Here is a 17,742-nt window from a genome sequence, read left to right as displayed (position 1 = left end):
TGTGAATGTGTGAGTGTTATTTATCGGACTCGACCAGGCCTTTGACAAACCATTTCTGCATGAACATCACGACTAGAAGAGGAGGTGTCATCGCGAGGATCGCAGTGGCCATGATGATGTTCCATTCCGTCTGGGCATCACCAGCGGGAATCATGCGTTTGATTCCGACGACCACTGGATACATGTCTTCATTGGTGCTGATCAGTAGTGGCCACAGATACTGGTTCCACCCGTAGATGAACTGGATGACGAACAGAGCGGCAATGCTGGTGGCCGATAGCGGGATCAGGATGTGGATCAGAAAGCGGATTGGTCCGGCTCCGTCCATTTTCGCGGCCTCCACGATCTCGTTGGGGATCGTCTTGAAGAACTGACGAAACAGGAATGTTGCCGTGGCTGAAGCAATCAGTGGAATGGTCAGGCCGGCATAGGAGTTGAGCATTCCCAGGTTCGCAACCACTTCAAAGGTTGGCACGATGCGTACCTCGACCGGCAGCATGAGGGTGACGAAAATCCCCCAGAAAACCAGAGTCTTGAAGCGGAAGTTGAAGTACACCAGAGCAAACGCCGACATCAGGGAAATGATGATCTTGCCTATGGCGATGCCAAGCGCTGTCACCAGGCTCACCCACATCATTCGACCCACAGCCATGCTCTGTCCAGATCCAGATCCGTTGAGTGCATCCGCGTAGTTTTGCAGAAGGTGACTACCCGGTGTGAGCGGTATCGGCCACTGTGCCATCGCCTGTGCCGTGTGTGTGGAGGCAATCAGGGCCATGTAGATCGGAGATGCCACGATCAGAATGCCGACACACAGCACGATATGGCTCAGTACATCAATCCAGGGCTTCTTTTCCATGGGGAGACTCAGTAGTTGACCCGTTTTTCGACATACTTGAACTGGATTGCAGTCAATCCAATTACAAGCACCATCAGGATGACGGACTGTGCGGCTGAACTGCCGAGATCCATCGCCTTGAAGCCGTCGAAGTAAACCTTGTAGACCAGAATGGCCGTGTCCTTTCCGGGTCCACCTTGTGTGGTGGCGTCAATGATTCCAAATGTGTCAAAGAATGCGTAGACGATGTTGATCACCAGCAAAAAGAACGTGACAGGCGACAGAAGCGGGAACTGGATCGACCAGAAGCGTCTCCACGGACCTGCTCCATCAAGAATGGCGGCTTCGGTCAATGATTTTGGGATGCTTTGCAGTCCGGCCAGAAAGAACAGGAAGTTGTACGAAATCTGCTTCCAGACGGATGCCACGACAATCAGCGTCATCGCGTGTGCGCTGTTCAGAAGCGAATTCCATTCAATACCGATCGAAGAGAGCAGTCTTGCGACGACACCGACGGTGGGCGAGAACAGGAATAGCCAGAGCACGCCGGCAACGGCTGGTGCAACTGCGTAAGGCCAGATCAGCAGTGTCCGGTAAACCATGGCTGCACGTACGATCCGGTCGGCAAAAACCGCAAGCAGCAGAGACAGGCCGAGTCCCAGTCCCGCAACCAGAAGAGAAAAAATGGCAGTGACACGAAATGAGTGCCAGTAAGACGGGTCCGAGAGCAGAATTCTGAAGTTCTCTAGTCCCACCCACTCGGTCGTAATGCCGAACGCATCAGTTTGCTGGAATGATTGCATCAGGGCCTGGCCGGCAGGCCAGAAAAAGAATACCAGGACCACTAGTCCCTGCGGAGCGATCAATGCCCATGGCAACCATCGCGACTGAAACGTGATTTGGGTTTTTAGTGTCATGACTGTACAGCCCGACACGAAGGTCGGGCTGTGTTCTCAGAGTCGTTACGAAATGCCGGGAATGGCTGGATCAGCGATTGGCTGCCGCGTCGAAACGCTCGAGCAGGACGTTGCCGCGCTCGGTGATGGCGTCTAGTGCTTGCTTGGCGGTTTTCTTGCCAGCCCAGACCTGTTCAAGTTCTTCGTCCTCGATGGCACGGATCTGAACATAGTTACCCAGACGGATGCCGCGTGACTTGTCGGTTGTCTTTCGAATCATCTGGTTGACGGAGACGTCCGTACCAGGGTTGTCCTTGTAGAAGCCAGAGTCTTCAGTCAGTTTGAACGATTCGAGCGTTACAGGCAGATAGCCGGTGCGCTTGTGGTTGTTCGACTGGACTTGTGGATCTGACAGATAGTTGAAGAAGGTACCCACGCCTTTGTAGTCCTGATCATCCTTGCCGCTCATGACCCACAGACTGGCGCCACCGATCACTGTGTTTTGCGGTGCGCCCTCGACGTCAGGGTAGTAAGGCAGCGGTGAAACTGCAAACTTGAACTTGGCGTTCTTGGCGATACCGGCATAGGCAGCCGAGGAGTTGAACGAAATTGCACACTCACCCGACTCGAACGAAGCCGATGGCGCACTGCCGCGGCCTTTGTAGACGAACAGTCCGTTCTTTGACATGTCTGCCAGATTGTCGATGTGACGCACGTGCAATGGTGAGTTGACGACCAGTCGGGCATTGGGGCCGTTCATGCCGTTGCCCTGTGTGGCGAGTTCTGTGTTGTGCCAGGTGGAGAAGCTCTCGAGCTGGGTCCAGCCCTGCCAGGCCGTTGTCATCGGGCAGGCGTGACCGCTGTCCTTGAGTTTCTGGGCTGCCGCACGAATCTGCGGCCAGGTGGTCGGTAGATTGTCTGTCGGAACGCCAGCCTTCTCAAGTGCATCCAGGTTAAACCAGGTAACGGTTGTGGAACTGTTGAACGGGAAGGACATCATCTCACCGCTCGGAGCGGTGTAATAGCCTGACACAGCCGGAATATACGCGCCGGGATCAAAGGTGTAACCAGCTTCGGTCATGACTTGCGAGACCGGAACAGCAACGCCCTTGGAAGCCATCATGGTCGCCGTACCGACTTCGAACACCTGGAGGATGTGTGGTGCCTGGCCTGCGCGGAATGCCGCAATGGCAGAAGTCATGGCTTCATCGTAGGTCCCCTTGAAAACAGGGCGCACGACGTACTCGTTCTGCGATTTGTTGAAGTCTTCAGCGATGTCGTTGACCCAGTCACCCAGTGCACCCTGCATCGAATGCCACCACACGATCTCGGTTGAGGCATGCGCGGTGAGTGGGGCTGACAGGGACAGTACTGCGGCGGCGGCCAGAGTGGGCATGTGCCTTAGCATCATTTCTCCTTTGGTGAATCAGAATCTGCGTCGATGCAGATTGACGGCTAAGCGCAACCCTAACCGGTGCATGTGACGGATAAATGACATTGTTGTTTAGTCAGTTTTTTGTCGAACTCATGACAGAAAGCAAATTTTCGTTTCGGTGGTTCTCACTTTGACGCCCGGTTCTTCGGGTCATCAAACTTTCATCTGTTCGTCACGCCGGTGTCATCTGGACTGCCCACACTTCACCCTTTTCTGATGTCTCGAATCAAGAAGGAAATCAATCAAATGAAAGTTACTCGTCGCCAATGGTTGACCTGGTCCGCCAGTGCACTGGCCACCGCAGCCGTTTCTCCCGCATGGGCCCAGGCACTGGGCAAGTCTGTTGCTCAGCAACAGGGCAGCCGGATCCTGCGCATTGCTGTTCCCGGTCTCAGCACGGGCGGTACGCTGGCCACTCTGCGTGAGCAAAGCAACGTTGGCAAGCGAGTACTACCCTCGATTCTGGAGCCGGTCATTGCCATGGATGTCCTGGGGGACATGAGTCTGCAACCCGGCATCGCACAGTCCTGGCGTCGTATTAACGATCGCGTGCTCGAGGTGACGTTGCGCAAAGGGGTGAAGTTTCACAACGGTGACGAAATGACAGCTGAAGATGTAGTTTTCAGCTTCGGCCCTCAGGCAATGTTCGGCGACACGCAGCCGCATCGCGGTGAGGCTGCCAAGACGATCCGCACAGACAGTGCCGAGGCGCGCCGTTCAGAAGGGACCCAGTGTCCACCTGAAGTGGCAGCAGTCGGACGTCGACTCTGGCCATCTCTTGAAAGAGTTGAACTCGTTGACGACTATACCGTGAGGTTTGTCAATGCAGTCCCGGATATGACGCTTGAGGGGCGGTTGGCCAGAATGGGTTGTGATGTGATCAGCAAGCGTAACTACCTGGAGGCAGGCGACTGGCAGGTATGGGCGGCTGCACCTGTCGGAACGGGGCCTTTCAAGGTCAAGGATTACAAGAAGGACCAGCATCTGCTTCTGGACAAGCATGTTGAGTACTGGGGCGGCACGCCGGAGGTGGACGAAGTTCATTTCATCGTGGTGCCCGAAGTGGCTTCACGCCTGAACGGAATGCTTGCCGGTGAATACGACTTCGCTACGGACATCCCGACCGACCAGGCGAGCATCATCGAGCGCTCGGGCAAGCTGGAGTTTGTCGGTGGACCGATCCTGAACCATCAGATCACGTGTTTTGACAAGCAACACCCGGTCCTGAAGGATCCCCGGGTCCGACTGGCACTCTCGCATGCGATTGATCGTCAACTCATCGTGGACATGATGTGGGATGGCCGTACGCAGGTCCCGCAGGGCTTGCAGTTCGAGTTCTACGGGGACATGTTTGCGCAGGACCATTTTGCGCCGGCCTACAACCCGGATGAGTCGCGCCGCCTTCTGAAGGAAGCTGGCTACAAAGGTGAAGTCATTCCTTACCGCGTTTTGAACAACTACTACACAGGCCAGTTGCAGAAAGCCCAGATCATGACCGAGATGTGGCGCGAAGTCGGATTGAATGTCGAAATTCAGATGGTGGAGAACTGGTCGCAGATCTACGACGGATCGACTCAGCGTGGTATCCGGGACTGGTCAAACTCGGCAGGCTACAACGATCCGGTCAGCTCTCTGGTGAACCAGCACGGTCCGAATGGGCAGCAGCAACAGAAGGGTGAATGGAGCAACGAGGAGTTCAACCGCCTGTCAGCCGAACTGGAAACGTCAACGGACCCAGTGCATCGCAAGCGTGTCTACGAGCGGATGCTGCGTATTGCCGAGTATGAGGACCCGGCATTCATGGTCGTGCACCAGACAGCGGCCTTCTACGCCAAACGCAAGGATATTGACTGGAAGTGGTCGCCAAGCTTCTACATGGATTTCCGCAAGGGCAACACCACAGAGGTCTCTTCATGACGACGGCGGTCATCAGCCATTTTGTGGGTCATCGAAAGTCGTGGGAAGAACAGTCCCGACCGGTCGGACTCACCAGAGCGGTTGCGCCTGAGAAGACAGAATCCAGCCAGGAGGCGCTTCTCTCCATTCGTGACCTCAGAGTATCGTTTGATACGGGATCCCACCTGGTTCCTGTGCTGCATGGCGTGGATCTTGATCTGCTTCGGGGTGAAACGCTCGGGGTGGTCGGTGAGTCAGGGTGTGGCAAGAGCGTGACCTGGATGGCAGTCATGCGACTGCTGGGCAACAGGGCAAGAATATCGGGGCAGATACGGCTGGAGGGCGAGGACATTTCCCGGTTCGACGAGAGGGCGATGACGCGTGTGCGCGGCAATCGAATCGCCATGATCTTTCAGGACCCTTCTTCCTCGCTCAACCCTGTGCAAACGATCGGTCGCCAGTTGACCGAGGCGATCCGACTGCATCAGGGGTTGCGTGGCGACGCTGCCCGGGCCGAGGCGGTTCGTCTGCTTGAGCGAGTCAACATTCCGAGTGCGCGGACACGACTCTCGGCCTGGCCTCATGAACTGTCAGGTGGTATGAATCAGCGGGTGATGATTGCTATGGCGCTGGCTGGGCAGCCAGAGTTGCTGGTGGCTGACGAGCCCACAACTGCGCTGGATGTCACCATCCAGGCCCAGATTCTGGATCTTCTGCAAGACCTTCAGAAAGAAACCGGAATGGGGTTGGTCCTCATTTCCCATGACCTGGGCGTGATTGCCCAGGTTTGTGACCGCGTGATGGTCATGTATGCGGGAAGGGTTGTAGAACAGGCTCCTGCGACAGCGCTATTTACGCAGCCTCGGCACCCTTACACCCGCGGACTGATGGCTGCTTTGCCTGATCTGGACGGGCCAGTTTCGCGGCTGCGGGCAATCGCCGGAACGGTTCCCTCGCCAACCGCACTGCCCAAGGGATGCAGTTTTGCGCCACGATGTCAGGCTCGCACCACATTGTGTGAAGAGTCCCGTCCGGGACTGTTGTTGGCACTGCCTGAGGGTCACGTCAATGATGAGCACACCGTGGCTTGCTGGGAGGCTCGGCCATGAGTGCGCCATTACTCGACATGCGCTCGCTCGCACGTCATTATCGGGTGCGATCCGGTGGTCTGTTCGCCACGGCGCAGACGTTGCGTGCGGTCTCCGATGTGTCCTTGCAGGTACAACCCGGACAGACGCTTGGTCTGGTCGGGGAGTCTGGCTGTGGCAAATCAACCACCGCCCGCATGAGTCTCGGATTAACTTCTCCCACGTCAGGTGAAGTGGTGTTCGACGGTGAGCGCATTCCGATGCAACGCGACCGGCGCTGGAAGGCGCTGCGCCAGCAGATGCAGATGGTCTATCAGGACCCTCTCAGCGTACTGGATCGCCGTATCAGTGCCGTGCAACAGGTGATCGAACCGCTGGCGGTTTTTTCTCGTGGTGATGCAGTAGAGCGGCGCGATAGAGCCTGCGCGGTCTTGCAGGAAGTCGGGTTGTCGGAGTCACTCTGGCAGCGATATCCCCATGAACTGTCGGGCGGTCAGCGTCAGCGGGTCGTGCTGGCCCGTGCTCTGGTGCTTGAGCCAAGGTTGCTGGTCTGTGACGAGCCCATTTCGGCGCTGGATGTCTCGATCCAGGCGCAAGTGATCAACCTGCTGCTCGACAGTCGGGCACGACACGGCTTGACGATGCTTTTTATCAGTCATGACCTCAAGGTTGTGCGTCAGATCTGCGACGAGGTGGCTGTCATGTATCTGGGTCGCATCGTTGAACAGGGCCCCCCCCAGCAACTGTTTGCGTCGCCTGCTCATCCCTACACTGAAGCGCTGGTGTCGGCCATTCCGACCATTCGGCGGGGCAAGCAGCACCAGCGGATTCTTTTGCAGGGCGACCCCCCAAATCCCGTCAACATCCCGTCCGGATGCGCATTTCACCCCCGGTGTCCGGTAGCGCAGCAGCAATGCCGTGAGTCTGCGCCGGCGCTGCGTGAAAGGCCTGACGGTCGCAAGTTCGCCTGCCTGCTTCGCTGATTTCTGGAATTTGTATGTCTTATCTATTGGAACGTAGTTTCAGGTTACTCATCACGCTGTTTCTGGTGTTGAGCTTCGCCTTTGTAATCTTGCGTCTTTCAGGTGATCCCGCACAGATACTGCTGTCGCCCGATGCGCCTGCGCAAGCTGTCGAAGCCTTTCGCAAGGCCTGGGGGCTGGATGTTCCAGTCTGGCAGCAGTACATCGGGTATTTCGTCAACCTGTTTCAGGGCAACTTTGGCGTGTCTATGAAGGACGAGATGCCGGCCATGCAAATGGCACTTGAGCGGGTGCCTGCGACATTGATGATCACGATTCCAGCGCTGATCCTGCAGTTGCTGATCGGGATTCCGACGGGGGTGTATGCAGCGTTGCATCACAACTCGCGCATTGACCGGATGCTCATGGGGCTGTCGATTGCCGGACACACTTGTCCGAGTTTCGTGCTGGCATTGTTACTGGTCCTCATGTTCTCGGTTGACCTGGGTTGGCTTCCGACTGGTGGCTATGGCACCTGGCAACATGCCTTGCTGCCCATCTTCACGCTGGCATTGGGGGGCGCCGCCATTCTGGCTCGCTTTACCCGTTCGGCGATGGTCGAGGTGCTTGGGCAACCGTACGTCAGGACTGCCCTGGCCAAAGGGTTGTCATGGCGTCAAGTAGTGTTTCTACACGCCTTGCCTAACGCGGCTATCCCGACAGTCACGCTGGTTGGCATGATGGTGGGCGGCCTGATCGCCGGAGCAGTGGTCGTTGAAAGCGTGTTCTCCTGGCCCGGGGAAGGGCGCCTTCTCGTCGATGCTGTGGTGAGCAGGGATCTGTCAGTGGTTCAGGCCATCTTGTTGATCGTGGCTGCCAGCATGGTCGTGGCCAACCTGATCGTGGATGCGTTGTACGTCATTCTCGATCCCCGTCTGCGTACTCGTCACCATGGAGCAAAAGCATGAGTGCATCGTCCACTTCCGTCCGGGAAGCGGCGGATATGTCTGGTCCAGTCCGGCGTTTTGAGCGATCCCGTAGCAGGCTCGGTGCATTCTTCAAACGTTGGCCACCGCTGGTGCTACTTTGCCTTGGCTGGCTAGCGCTCATGTTATTTGTCGCACTTGCCGCTGACTGGCTCATGCCCTATGGGTTCACCCAGATTGATCTGCGGTCCCGTTTGCAGCCGCCGGTGCTGTTCGGCGGACAATGGAGTCACCCGCTGGGCACCGACGAGCTCGGCCGTGATGTTCTGTCCAGAGGGATTTCCGCAATCCAGATCAGTCTGCTGATCGCATTTGCCTCCACCCTGATCTCGACCGTGCTGGGCGTGTTTCTGGGGGTTCTGGCTGCGCACTTCAGGGGCTGGGTCGAGAACCTGGTTCTGGTGTTGATTGACTTTCAGGCATCAATGCCGTTCATGATCATCGCACTGGCGGTGCTGGCGTTCTTTGGAAACTCGCTTCTACTGTTTATCGTACTCATGGGGTTCTACGGGTGGGAGCGGGCAGCCCGAATCGCACGCAGCATGACAATTGCGGCCAACGAACAGGGCTACGCGGCAGCTGCTCATGATCTGGGTGCGACCGCCTGGCGTGTCTATGGAAAGCATGTTTTGCCGAACATTGCCAGTACGATCATTGTCAACATCACCATTACTTTTCCAGGCGTGATTCTCCTGGAGTCGGGCCTGTCATTTCTGGGACTAGGCGTGCAGCCGCCCATGGCCAGTCTGGGAAACATGGTTGGTTATGGCCGTGAATATTTGCAGTCAGCACCCTGGATTCTGCTCTGTCCGAGTCTGATCATCGTGTTGACGACCTTTTCCATGAGTTTTGTGGGTGACTGGCTTCGTGACAAGCTCGACCCGGTTTTACGTTAAGGAAGTTTGATGCAACAAAAGAAAAATGTGCTGCTGATCGTGGTGGATCAATGGCGGGGTGACACGCTCCCGATGCTGGGCCATCCAATCCGTACACCCAACATTGCTCGCCTTGCAGAGCGTGGCGTGACATTTGCCAATCACTACACCCAGGCAGTGCCATGTGCACCAGGCAGAGCCAGTCTGCTCACGGGTATGTACATGATGAATCACCGGGCCGTGCAAAACACGATCCCACTGGATGCCAGACACACCAATGTGGCGTGGGAGGCACGCAAAGGGGGGTACGAGCCTGCTCTGGTTGGTTACACCACGACTACACCGGATCCGCGTGAAACCGATGAGAACGATCCGCGCTTTCGTGTGCTTGGTGCCGAAATGGATGGCTGGAAGCTCGTCGGGTCCTGGGGGCTGAACAGAGACGCCTATTTTGCGTGGGTTGCCAGTAGATGGCCTGCCATGCCGTCCAATCCAGATGATATCTGGATGCCGAAGGACCCTGACACGGCCGGTCCGGGCGCGACATCACAACCGTCTGTTCTGCCGGCTGAGCTCTCTGATACGGCATTCTTTGCGGAACGCGCACTGGAATACCTGCATGGTGCCCGTGACAAACCCTGGTTCCTGCACCTGGGCTTCTACAGGCCTCACCCGCCGTTCATTGCACCGGAACCCTGGAACAGTCTTTACGATCCGGAGGACAGTCCGGAGCCTGTTCGCGCCGACACGGCCGAGCAAGAGGCTGCGCAGCATCCTTTGCTGGACTTCTACCTGAAGGATATCGGTCGTTCAAAATTTTTCCGCCATGGCAAAGGACTTGCCTGCGACATGTCGATTCAGGAGGTCAAGCAGATGCGCGCGACCTACTACGGATTGATGAGCGAGGTTGACGAGCAGCTCGGGCGGGTATTTGATTACCTGGAGCGGACCGGTCAATGGGACGAGACCCTGATCATCTTCACCAGTGATCACGCGGAGCAACTGGGTGATCATCATTTGCTAGGCAAGCTCGGATTCTTCGACGAAAGCTACCACATTCCGATGATCGTATGTGATCCGAGGCCGGAGGCAGACTCGACACGTGGCACGATTGTGCGTGATTTCACCGAAACTATCGATACCATGCCGACGATCCTGGAGTGGGCAGGACTTCCGGTTCCCCGTACATGCGATGGCTATTCCTTGCTGCCGTTTGTCGAGCAAGGTCGCGCGCCTGAGGGCTGGCGCACGGAGGTGCATTATGAGTACGATTTCCGGAACATCTTCTACTCCAAACCCGAGTCCCATCTGGGAACGGGTATGGATGATAGCTCGCTTGCCGTGATTCGGGACAACCATTACAAGTACGTGCACTTTGCCAACGCCGAGCCACTTTTCTTTGACCTGACGGCAGATCCGAACCAGTTCAACAACGTTTCCAGGGATCCTGCTTATCAGCGCGTCATGCTGACCTATGCACAAAAGATGCTGTCCTGGCGCATGCGTTACATGGACCGGACGCTGACGGGTTATGCTGCAAGTCCTGATGGATTGGTGAAGCGGGCATGAGTACGATAGAGATGAGAAGCGAGATTGGGCTGAGTCCCCTGTTCCTCAGAGAGGATGTCGAGGGCGTCGTGTTTGATCTGGATGGTACGCTGATCGATAGCGCGGCCGATATTCTAGGCGGCATACGCGAAGCGTTCCTCACAGCAGGCTTCGGCCAGGTTCCTGACGATTACTTCCCTGACAATCTGCACGGTACCAGTGATGGCATCATGCGCGATATCATGCGCGACATGGGGTGGCCCGTGCCAGATGATCTGAGCGAAATCAAGGCGGTGTACTACGACGTCTATGCGCGCAGAGGGCATGCCAGCACCCGGCTATACCCGGATGTGCAGACGCTTTTGCAGGTCTGCCGCGACACCTTGCCTGAGGTGCCTATGGCGATCTGTACCAACAAGGTGCACCGCAATGCAATGGCAGTCACTCAGATTCTTGGGATCACACCGTATTTCTCCGTGATCAGTGGCGCCGATTCTTGGGGGCAGGCCAAGCCTTCACCTGTGCCTCTGCTTGAGACCATAAGGGAAATGGGTGTTTCACCTGAGAAGTGTCTGTACTTTGGAGATACGTCGGTGGACGCCGAGTGCGCCGAGCGTGCCGGCGTCAGATTCGTCCTGCACGAGTCTGGCTATGGTGATCCTGCGCTGGAGGGAATGAGCCGATTCCATGCGTTCCGGCAATGGCGTGAATTGCTCTCAACCTGATCGACCATGACTGGCAAGGCGGACCATACTGGCGTCAAACCTGGTTTGCGGATCGTCAAGTGATGGTTGTCAGACTGATTTCCCTGATTTCCGTTCGATGTCGTGTGGTCCACTGCCGTTTTACTTTTAACAGTCTCCGACCCGTTTGCCTGTGAGCGTGGTTTTCATGTTCATGACCTGACCATCCTGGGTCATACTCATCTCCATCACGCCGCTATAACTCTCTGCGCTGAAGGTGAAGGTGCCGGTCCCGGTCATCTTCTGGCCATTCTCGGTACAGGCAAGCTTCCATTTGTGGGTGTTGGCAGTTTTCTCGATTTCTTCTAGCGTACACCCGGCATCCATCTCGCCCATGAACGGCTTGTTGATTTCCTCTGCTGTGATGCAACTCATGTCTTTGGTAGCGGGAATCTGCATTGGCACCCCCACCATTTCTGTCTGGGTTGTGACCTCCCATTGACCTGGGCGCATACTCGATTCGCTGGCTGTTGCTGTTGTTCCGATAGAGATCGATGTGATCAGCATGGAGAGTGCGACGATGTGCTTCATGATTGTCCCTCGAGTTGGCTGGATAATTCCGGCAACTGCCATGAGTATGGCGCTACCTCGCGCTTGACGCGGTGTAGTCTCAGCGTAGCTTATTCGCGCAACACCAGCCAAGCCCTTGCGCCATACGCACAGAACCTTCCACAGACCGCGCCACTCTGCTAACTTGATTTCATCAAGCCTGCAGGGATCTGCCTGTGAGCAGATCTGGCTTCACAACGAATGATGAGGGAAAGGGATGTCTGCAATCAAGCTGTTTGAACCGTGCACGATCGGTTCTGTCACGCTCAAAAACAGAATCGTGGTGGCACCTATGTGTCAGTACTCGGCTCATGAGGGTTTTGCGAACGACTGGCACCTGGTCCATCTGGGCAGGATGGCGCTGGGAGGTGCCGGGATGGTGATGGTCGAAGCAACTGCCGTCGTGCCTGAGGGACGCATCAGCCACGGAGATCTTGGTCTGTGGTCTGACGAACAGGTTGACGGGCTGGCCCGGGTAGCCAGGTTCATCAAGGAACAAGGATCCGTCGCTGCGATCCAGCTGGCTCACGCAGGTCGCAAGGCGAGCATGCAGCGACCCTGGAAGGGGCATGGTCCTCTAACTGACTCCGACCTGGCGCAGGGTGATCTGCCTTGGGAAGTCATGGGTCCGAGCCCGATACCCGTTGCAGAGGGATGGCTGATGCCCAGAGAAATGTCTCTCGACGACATGGACCGGATTCGCCAGGCTTGGTGTGCAGCAGCTGTTCGTTCTCTGAGCGCCGGATTTGATGTCATTGAGGTACATGCGGCACACGGATATCTGTTGCATTCGTTTCTTTCTCCTGTCAGCAATCAGCGAACGGATGACTATGGAGGGGACCTGACAGGGCGTAGCCGCTTCCCCTTGGAAGTGATCAAGGCCGTGCGGGCAGTCTGGCCTGCTGACAAGCCTTTTTTTGTGCGGGTTTCAAGTGTTGATGGCGTGCAGGGTGGACTGCAGATTGAGGATGTTATCGAATTTGCCCGGGAGCTCAAGAAGCTTGGTGTCGATGTCGTCGACTGCTCTTCGGGCGGACTATCCGAGTCTGCAACGGCAACCTCGACGCCGCGTGGTCTGGGATTTCAGGTCCCTTATTCCGAGCGCATCCGGCATGAGGCAGATGTGATGACGATGGCCGTGGGTCTCATACTCTACCCGGAGCAGGCTGAATCGGTACTGGAGAATGGGCAGGCAGATTTCATTGCAATCGGCCGTGAGCTCATGTTCAACCCGAACTGGCCTGTTCATGCCCAGCTCGCGCTGAGTCGGGAACAGGCATACGACGACTGGCCGACACAGGCAGGCTGGTGGCTGGAACGACGAGCACGGACCTTGTCAAAGCTGAAGGCCTCGAGCCAGGTGCCGCATGTTGGCACCTGAGAGATGATCAGCGCTGTCATGGAATACCCCAGTGACTTCTGTCTTGTCTGACGAGAGGATTTCATGCATTCTCGTACCATGCGGGGGACACCGATAGCATGGATTGATGCAGAACCTGACCCGGTTGTCAGCGTCCTGAGTCTTTGACAGAACTGATCTGGAGATCGATTTGGCTCGCTTCACATCCACACACTGGGGCGTCTATGAAGTTCTGGGCGATGCTGATGATCCGGTTCTGGGGCCTTTCAGGCGTGATCCGGACCCTTCCCCGATCGGGCTTTCCATGCTGGAAGCCAGTACCCGTCTCAGGGTGGAGCAACCCTGTGTGCGCAAGAGCTGGATCGAGCAGGGGATAGGGGCCAGTCCCCATTTGCGTGGTGTTGACCCTTTTGTTCAGGTGGACTGGGACTATGCTCTGGATCTGGCTGCCCAGGCACTTTCCCGGACAATCAGCCAGCACGGCAAACAGGCGATCTTTGGTGGCTCTTACGGTTGGTCCAGCGCTGGGCGCTTTCACCATGCCCAGAGCCAGATTCACCGGTTTCTGAATGCAGCCGGTGGATATGTCCGGCACGTTGATTCCTACAGTCTCGGGGCTGCGCGAGTGCTGATGCCTCATATCGTTGCACCGATGGATGATCTGATGGCGCGTCACACCAGTTGGGATGTGATGAGCGAGCATACCGAACTGTTTGTTGCCTTCGGGGGTGTGCCAGCCAAGAATGCGCAAGTCAACCCCGGCGGGGCAAGTGAGCATCTGGTGAGTGGCGGGCTTGCCAACATGGCTCGAGCAGGAGTGAGGTTCGTCAATATCAGTCCGATGCGTGCGAACCTGGAAACCGGCAAAGCATTCGAGTGGATCAAAATTCGTCCCAACACAGACACTGCGATGATGCTCGGACTGGCTTTCTGTATTCACGCTGCCGGCCGGCATGACAAGGATTTTTTGCAACGGTACTGCACGGGGTTCGAGCGATTCGAAACGTATCTGCTTGGCAATCAGGATGGGCAGCCCAAGGATCCTCGCTGGGCAAGTGCGATCTGTGGCGTGCCGGCGACAGTGATTGAGGATCTGGCGACCCGGATGGCCAACTCACGCACTATGATCAATGTTTCCTGGGCGATTCAGCGGGCGCATCGAGGCGAGCAACCTTACTGGATGGTGGTCACGCTTGCTGCCATGCTGGGCCAGATCGGACTGCCCGGCGGCGGATTCGGAGTCGGGTATGGCGCGATGAACATGATGGGGATGGCCAACCCGAAGTTCGGAGGTCCAACACTGCCACAAGGGCAGTCCAACGTGCGCGAGTTTATCCCTGTTGCCAGAATCACGGACTTGCTGGAAAAGCCCGGAGAATCCTTTCAGTACAACGGTTCGACTCACACCTATCCGAAAATTGAACTGATTTACTGGGCGGGGGGCAATCCGTTTCACCATCACCAGGATCTGCGACGTTTGATCGGTGCCTGGAAAAAAGTCCCCAGTGTGCTGGTCAATGAGCAGTTCTGGACCCCTAACGCAAAGCTGGCCGACATTGTGTTTCCCGCGACGACGACGCTGGAACGTGATGACATCGGATTTTCTTCTGTCGACCGTTACATGATCGCAATGCGCAAAGTCATCGAGCCCTGCGGTCAGGCGAGAGATGATTTCGACATATTCCGGGCGCTTGCCCGGAGACTGGGCTGTGAGCAGATTTTCACTGAGGGTAGAGATGCTTCGCAGTGGATCAGGTTCCTCTACGAGGACAGTATCGTACGAGCCAAGGCTGCCAATGTGACTCTGCCATCGTTCGAAACCTTCTGGGAACAGGGACTAGTCGACCTGGCTAAACCTGGGCAATACAACATCATGCTGGAGGATTTCAGAAAAGACCCGGATGTCAACCGGCTCAACACTCCGTCCGGAAAACTAGAGATCTTCAGCGAGCGAATTGCCAGCTTTGGCTATGAAGATTGTCCGGGTCATGCGGTCTGGCTTGAACCTGTTGAATGGCTCGGCTCAGAAACAGCCAGACGCTGGCCACTGCACCTGGTGTCAGATCAGCCAAAGGCCAAATTGCACAGCCAGCTTGATCACAGCAAACTGAGTCAGGCAACCAAGCTTAACGGACGTGAGCGACTGGAGATCAATCCGGTAGATGCCATCGCCCGTGGGCTGGAGACGGGCGATACGGTCTGGGTCATGAACGAGCGAGGCAAGTGTCTGGCGACTGCTGTGGTGACTGACGAGCTTGCCGAGAGCGTGGTGAAGTTATCTACAGGCGCCTGGTTTGATCCAGACAACTGGATGTCGGTTGAATATGACAAGCATGGCAATCCCAATATCCTGACACCGGACATTGGCAGTTCTCAGCTTTCTCAGGGTTGCAGTGCACATACCTGCCTTGTGGATGTGCAGAAGTTTGAAGGTGAACCACCAGACGTAACGGCTTACAGGCTTCCTGACATTATCAGGCAGGCTATGGTAGCGCCAGGCTAGAAAGTCCGGTTTTGGGGCTACTTCGTGACCAGCCGTGGAGATCTGCAACAGACAAAAGACAACAGACCCGATGTCGGATGGCTGGTCACGCAGGCAAGTGGTCTCAGGTGCTGGATTGCAGAATTGCCTGAGTCAAAACCCGGGTTCCAAGAAGAAAATCCTGCAAATCCATTTCCTCATACGGATTATGTGATCCGTTGGCATTGCGGATGAATACCATGGCTGACGCCACACCTTCATTCGCAAAGACAGCTGCATCATGCCCTGCACCGCTAGGAATGGTTTCCATAGGGGCCCCCAGTACAAGCGAGCCGGCCTGACACAGCCTTTGCAGCCACTCATCGTCCGATCTGGCAGGTGCAGTTTCGATTTTTCGATCAAATTCGAAACGCACTCCACGTGCGGCTTCGATCCTTTCGCATTCATCATGCATCAGCTGGTAAAACTGCTTGAGCGTCTGTGCATCCTGGCTGCGCACTTCAAAACTGAAGCTGACTTCTCCGGGGATCACAGAAACCGCGTGCGACTCAGGCCGGGTTGAGCAGATTCCAACCGTCATGACCAGATCCATACCCATTTGCAGCAGGACGCGCCAGTGTTCGTCGAGTCGGGACAGAAGCTCAGCCATGGCTAGCACGCTGTCTTTGCGTAACCATCTTGGTACAGCGCCAGAGTGGCCTGTCTCTCCCAGACAGAGAACCCGGTTATGTCTGATGTTGCCCCGTATGCCAGTCACGGCGGCGACAGGCCATTCGCGGGCAACCATGACCGGGCCTTGTTCGATATGCAGTTCAAGATATGCCGCAATCTCGTCGGGCCTGATCACTGCCTTTCCCTGCTCAATCAGGCTGACATCACTGCCGCATGCCTGCATGGCTTGCCTGAGTGTCTTCGGTTCTGTTCGGTGGCGATTCTCCAGTTCGCTGACGGGTAGCTTCCCAAACAGGGCCAGTGAGCCCATATAGGCCTTTCCGTACCAGGCGCTTTCTTCGCCACGAAGCGCAAGAACGCGAACCGGTGTGGCAAGGATCTGGCCACTCTCACGAAGTTGCAGTAAAGCAAGAATGCCCGCAACAATCCCGGCAAGACCGTCATAATTGCCTCCCTGAGGAACCGAGTCGGCATGAGAGCCTATCACGATGGAAGCGTCCGTAAGCGGGTCTGACTTCAGATGAATCCAGAGATTCTGAAGCGGGTCCCGATAGGATCCGAGCTCCAGCTTCCGAGCCCAGCTCTGCAGGATATCCAGGGCTTTGTTCTCACCATCACCAAAGCTCTCGCGACTGACACCCAGCGTGTCACGGGTTGCGTTTCGAACCTCTTCCAGGATGTCCTGCGCGATGATGCCTAGTTGGTCCATTGGCCGATTCCTCCATGCCTGACAGACCATTTCGCCGGGTCGCGTGTAAAGGCTTCAATTGATGCAATTTTCTTGGGGGGCAGGGTGTCGCGGGCAGATAGCGCTTCAAACAACGTCGGCCAGTTCAGCAGTGAACTCAATTCCAGTTCGTGCTCCTTGAGCATGGGACCGGTGTACGGATAGATGCCAAACTGGATCAGCACGAAGGCGTGATGCATGACCAGTCCGCTCTTGCGCAAAGCCAGGCAGGCATCGACCTTGGACTTTCCGTCGGTGGTGACATCGTCGACTAGCAACACCTTGTCTGCGAGGTTGAACTGCCCCTCGATCTGCGCCTTCATGCCCCAGCCAACCGGCTTCTTGCGCAGGAACAGAAGCGGTAACTCAAACGTCTGCGCCATCCATGCCGCGTAGGCAACGCCTGAACTCTCGACACCCACAATGGCCGAGATCGACTGCTGTTCGATGGTCAGGGAAAGCAGGTCCCGAGTGCGAGCCATGATTTGCTTGCGGGCAGCGACATTGCTCAGTAATGCCTGAGTGTCTAGATAAATCGGACTGGCCCAGCCTGACGTGTAAAAAAATGGTTGATCATCGGCGACTTTGATGACATCGAGATCAATCAACAGATTGGCCAGGTCCATAGGTGAGGGTTCCATCACTTTGAAGTCTCCAGCGCTTCTCAAAATAGAACAAGGCGCAG

General features: G+C 56.3%; 15 protein-coding genes. 9 read left to right on the top strand and 6 right to left on the bottom strand.

Features of this window, described 5'->3' with window-relative positions; all coding sequences use genetic code 11:
* Positions 1-16 precede the first annotated feature (16 nt).
* From ugpE to ugpB, 3 genes are all read right to left on the bottom strand, one after another.
* Positions 17-859: a sn-glycerol-3-phosphate ABC transporter permease UgpE gene (ugpE, locus tag DBV39_RS11565; RefSeq protein WP_108621653.1), complete on the bottom strand. Its 843-nt coding sequence runs from the start codon at positions 857-859 to the stop codon at positions 17-19.
* Between the two features lie 8 nt (positions 860-867).
* The gene (gene ugpA, locus DBV39_RS11560; RefSeq protein WP_108621652.1) at positions 868-1,755 is read right to left on the bottom strand and encodes a sn-glycerol-3-phosphate ABC transporter permease UgpA; all 888 of its coding nucleotides are present in this window, start codon (positions 1,753-1,755) and stop codon (positions 868-870) included.
* Positions 1,756-1,825: 70 nt separating this feature from the next.
* Positions 1,826-3,130, bottom strand: coding sequence for a sn-glycerol-3-phosphate ABC transporter substrate-binding protein UgpB (ugpB, locus tag DBV39_RS11555; RefSeq protein ID WP_407669189.1), 1,305 nt, complete (start codon positions 3,128-3,130; stop codon positions 1,826-1,828).
* A gap of 285 nt (positions 3,131-3,415) precedes the next feature.
* Between ugpB and DBV39_RS11550 the strand changes: the two genes are divergently transcribed.
* From DBV39_RS11550 to DBV39_RS11520, 7 genes are read left to right on the top strand one after another with little or no spacing between them, the layout of a single operon-like run.
* Positions 3,416-5,086, top strand: coding sequence for an ABC transporter substrate-binding protein (locus tag DBV39_RS11550; protein WP_108621650.1), 1,671 nt, complete (start codon positions 3,416-3,418; stop codon positions 5,084-5,086).
* On the top strand, positions 5,083-6,174 hold the full coding sequence (locus DBV39_RS11545) for an ABC transporter ATP-binding protein (protein WP_108621649.1): 1,092 nt from the start codon (positions 5,083-5,085) through the stop codon (positions 6,172-6,174). Before DBV39_RS11550 ends, DBV39_RS11545 begins: the two co-directional genes overlap by 4 nt.
* The gene (locus tag DBV39_RS11540) at positions 6,171-7,136 is read left to right on the top strand and encodes an ABC transporter ATP-binding protein (RefSeq protein ID WP_108621648.1); all 966 of its coding nucleotides are present in this window, start codon (positions 6,171-6,173) and stop codon (positions 7,134-7,136) included. The genes DBV39_RS11545 and DBV39_RS11540 overlap by 4 nt, the downstream gene beginning before the upstream one ends.
* Positions 7,137-7,150: 14 nt before the next feature.
* Positions 7,151-8,083: an ABC transporter permease gene (locus DBV39_RS11535; protein WP_108621647.1), complete on the top strand. Its 933-nt coding sequence runs from the start codon at positions 7,151-7,153 to the stop codon at positions 8,081-8,083.
* Positions 8,080-8,997 (top strand): ABC transporter permease, encoded by a 918-nt coding sequence (locus tag DBV39_RS11530; protein WP_227870605.1) that lies wholly within the window; start codon positions 8,080-8,082, stop codon positions 8,995-8,997. Before DBV39_RS11535 ends, DBV39_RS11530 begins: the two co-directional genes overlap by 4 nt.
* Before the next feature lie 9 nt (positions 8,998-9,006).
* Positions 9,007-10,545: a phosphoric/sulfuric ester hydrolase PehA gene (gene pehA / locus DBV39_RS11525; RefSeq protein WP_108621646.1), complete on the top strand. Its 1,539-nt coding sequence runs from the start codon at positions 9,007-9,009 to the stop codon at positions 10,543-10,545.
* Positions 10,542-11,249, top strand: coding sequence for an HAD family hydrolase (locus tag DBV39_RS11520; RefSeq protein ID WP_227870604.1), 708 nt, complete (start codon positions 10,542-10,544; stop codon positions 11,247-11,249). Before pehA ends, DBV39_RS11520 begins: the two co-directional genes overlap by 4 nt.
* Positions 11,250-11,375: 126 nt before the next feature.
* Here DBV39_RS11520 and DBV39_RS11515 read toward each other — a convergent pair whose 3' ends face one another.
* Positions 11,376-11,798 (bottom strand): DUF3617 domain-containing protein, encoded by a 423-nt coding sequence (locus tag DBV39_RS11515; protein WP_159078915.1) that lies wholly within the window; start codon positions 11,796-11,798, stop codon positions 11,376-11,378.
* Between the two features lie 235 nt (positions 11,799-12,033).
* Here DBV39_RS11515 and DBV39_RS11510 point away from each other — a divergent pair, with 235 nt between their 5' ends.
* Complete coding sequence (locus DBV39_RS11510; protein WP_108621643.1) at positions 12,034-13,197, top strand: NADH:flavin oxidoreductase/NADH oxidase; 1,164 nt, start codon at positions 12,034-12,036, stop codon at positions 13,195-13,197.
* A 169-nt stretch (positions 13,198-13,366) separates the two neighbouring features.
* Positions 13,367-15,679 carry a molybdopterin-dependent oxidoreductase gene (locus DBV39_RS11505; protein ID WP_108621642.1) on the top strand — a complete coding sequence of 771 codons (2,313 nt, stop codon included), beginning with the start codon at positions 13,367-13,369 and terminating at the stop codon, positions 15,677-15,679.
* A gap of 103 nt (positions 15,680-15,782) precedes the next feature.
* On the opposite strand, the gene DBV39_RS11500 is transcribed toward DBV39_RS11505, so the two are convergent.
* Positions 15,783-17,039: a hydantoinase/carbamoylase family amidase gene (locus DBV39_RS11500; RefSeq protein ID WP_108621641.1), complete on the bottom strand. Its 1,257-nt coding sequence runs from the start codon at positions 17,037-17,039 to the stop codon at positions 15,783-15,785.
* On the bottom strand, positions 17,027-17,698 hold the full coding sequence (locus DBV39_RS11495; RefSeq protein ID WP_108621640.1) for an orotate phosphoribosyltransferase: 672 nt from the start codon (positions 17,696-17,698) through the stop codon (positions 17,027-17,029). Before DBV39_RS11495 ends, DBV39_RS11500 begins: the two co-directional genes overlap by 13 nt.
* Positions 17,699-17,742: the final 44 nt, after the last annotated feature.

Source organism: Orrella marina (genome assembly GCF_003058465.1).
GTDB classification, from domain to species: Bacteria; Pseudomonadota; Gammaproteobacteria; order Burkholderiales; family Burkholderiaceae_B; genus Algicoccus; species Algicoccus marinus.
Note: the sequence above shows the minus strand (reverse complement) of the source record. Positions and strands in the feature narration are given on the sequence as shown.

Bases quoted from the DNA above. Each gene is read 5' to 3' on its own strand.
- ugpE (WP_108621653.1), bottom strand. From the start codon at position 859: ATGGAAAAGAAGCCCTGGATTGATGTACTGAGCCATATCGTGCTGTGT.
- ugpA (WP_108621652.1), bottom strand. From the start codon at position 1,755: ATGACACTAAAAACCCAAATCACGTTTCAGTCGCGATGGTTGCCATGG.
- ugpB (WP_407669189.1), bottom strand. From the start codon at position 3,130: ATGCCCACTCTGGCCGCCGCCGCAGTACTGTCCCTGTCAGCCCCACTC.
- DBV39_RS11550 (WP_108621650.1), top strand. From the start codon at position 3,416: ATGAAAGTTACTCGTCGCCAATGGTTGACCTGGTCCGCCAGTGCACTG.
- DBV39_RS11545 (WP_108621649.1), top strand. From the start codon at position 5,083: ATGACGACGGCGGTCATCAGCCATTTTGTGGGTCATCGAAAGTCGTGG.
- DBV39_RS11540 (WP_108621648.1), top strand. From the start codon at position 6,171: ATGAGTGCGCCATTACTCGACATGCGCTCGCTCGCACGTCATTATCGG.
- DBV39_RS11535 (WP_108621647.1), top strand. From the start codon at position 7,151: ATGTCTTATCTATTGGAACGTAGTTTCAGGTTACTCATCACGCTGTTT.
- DBV39_RS11530 (WP_227870605.1), top strand. From the start codon at position 8,080: ATGAGTGCATCGTCCACTTCCGTCCGGGAAGCGGCGGATATGTCTGGT.
- pehA (WP_108621646.1), top strand. From the start codon at position 9,007: ATGCAACAAAAGAAAAATGTGCTGCTGATCGTGGTGGATCAATGGCGG.
- DBV39_RS11520 (WP_227870604.1), top strand. From the start codon at position 10,542: ATGAGTACGATAGAGATGAGAAGCGAGATTGGGCTGAGTCCCCTGTTC.
- DBV39_RS11515 (WP_159078915.1), bottom strand. From the start codon at position 11,798: ATGAAGCACATCGTCGCACTCTCCATGCTGATCACATCGATCTCTATC.
- DBV39_RS11510 (WP_108621643.1), top strand. From the start codon at position 12,034: ATGTCTGCAATCAAGCTGTTTGAACCGTGCACGATCGGTTCTGTCACG.
- DBV39_RS11500 (WP_108621641.1), bottom strand. From the start codon at position 17,039: ATGGACCAACTAGGCATCATCGCGCAGGACATCCTGGAAGAGGTTCGA.
- DBV39_RS11495 (WP_108621640.1), bottom strand. From the start codon at position 17,698: ATGGAACCCTCACCTATGGACCTGGCCAATCTGTTGATTGATCTCGAT.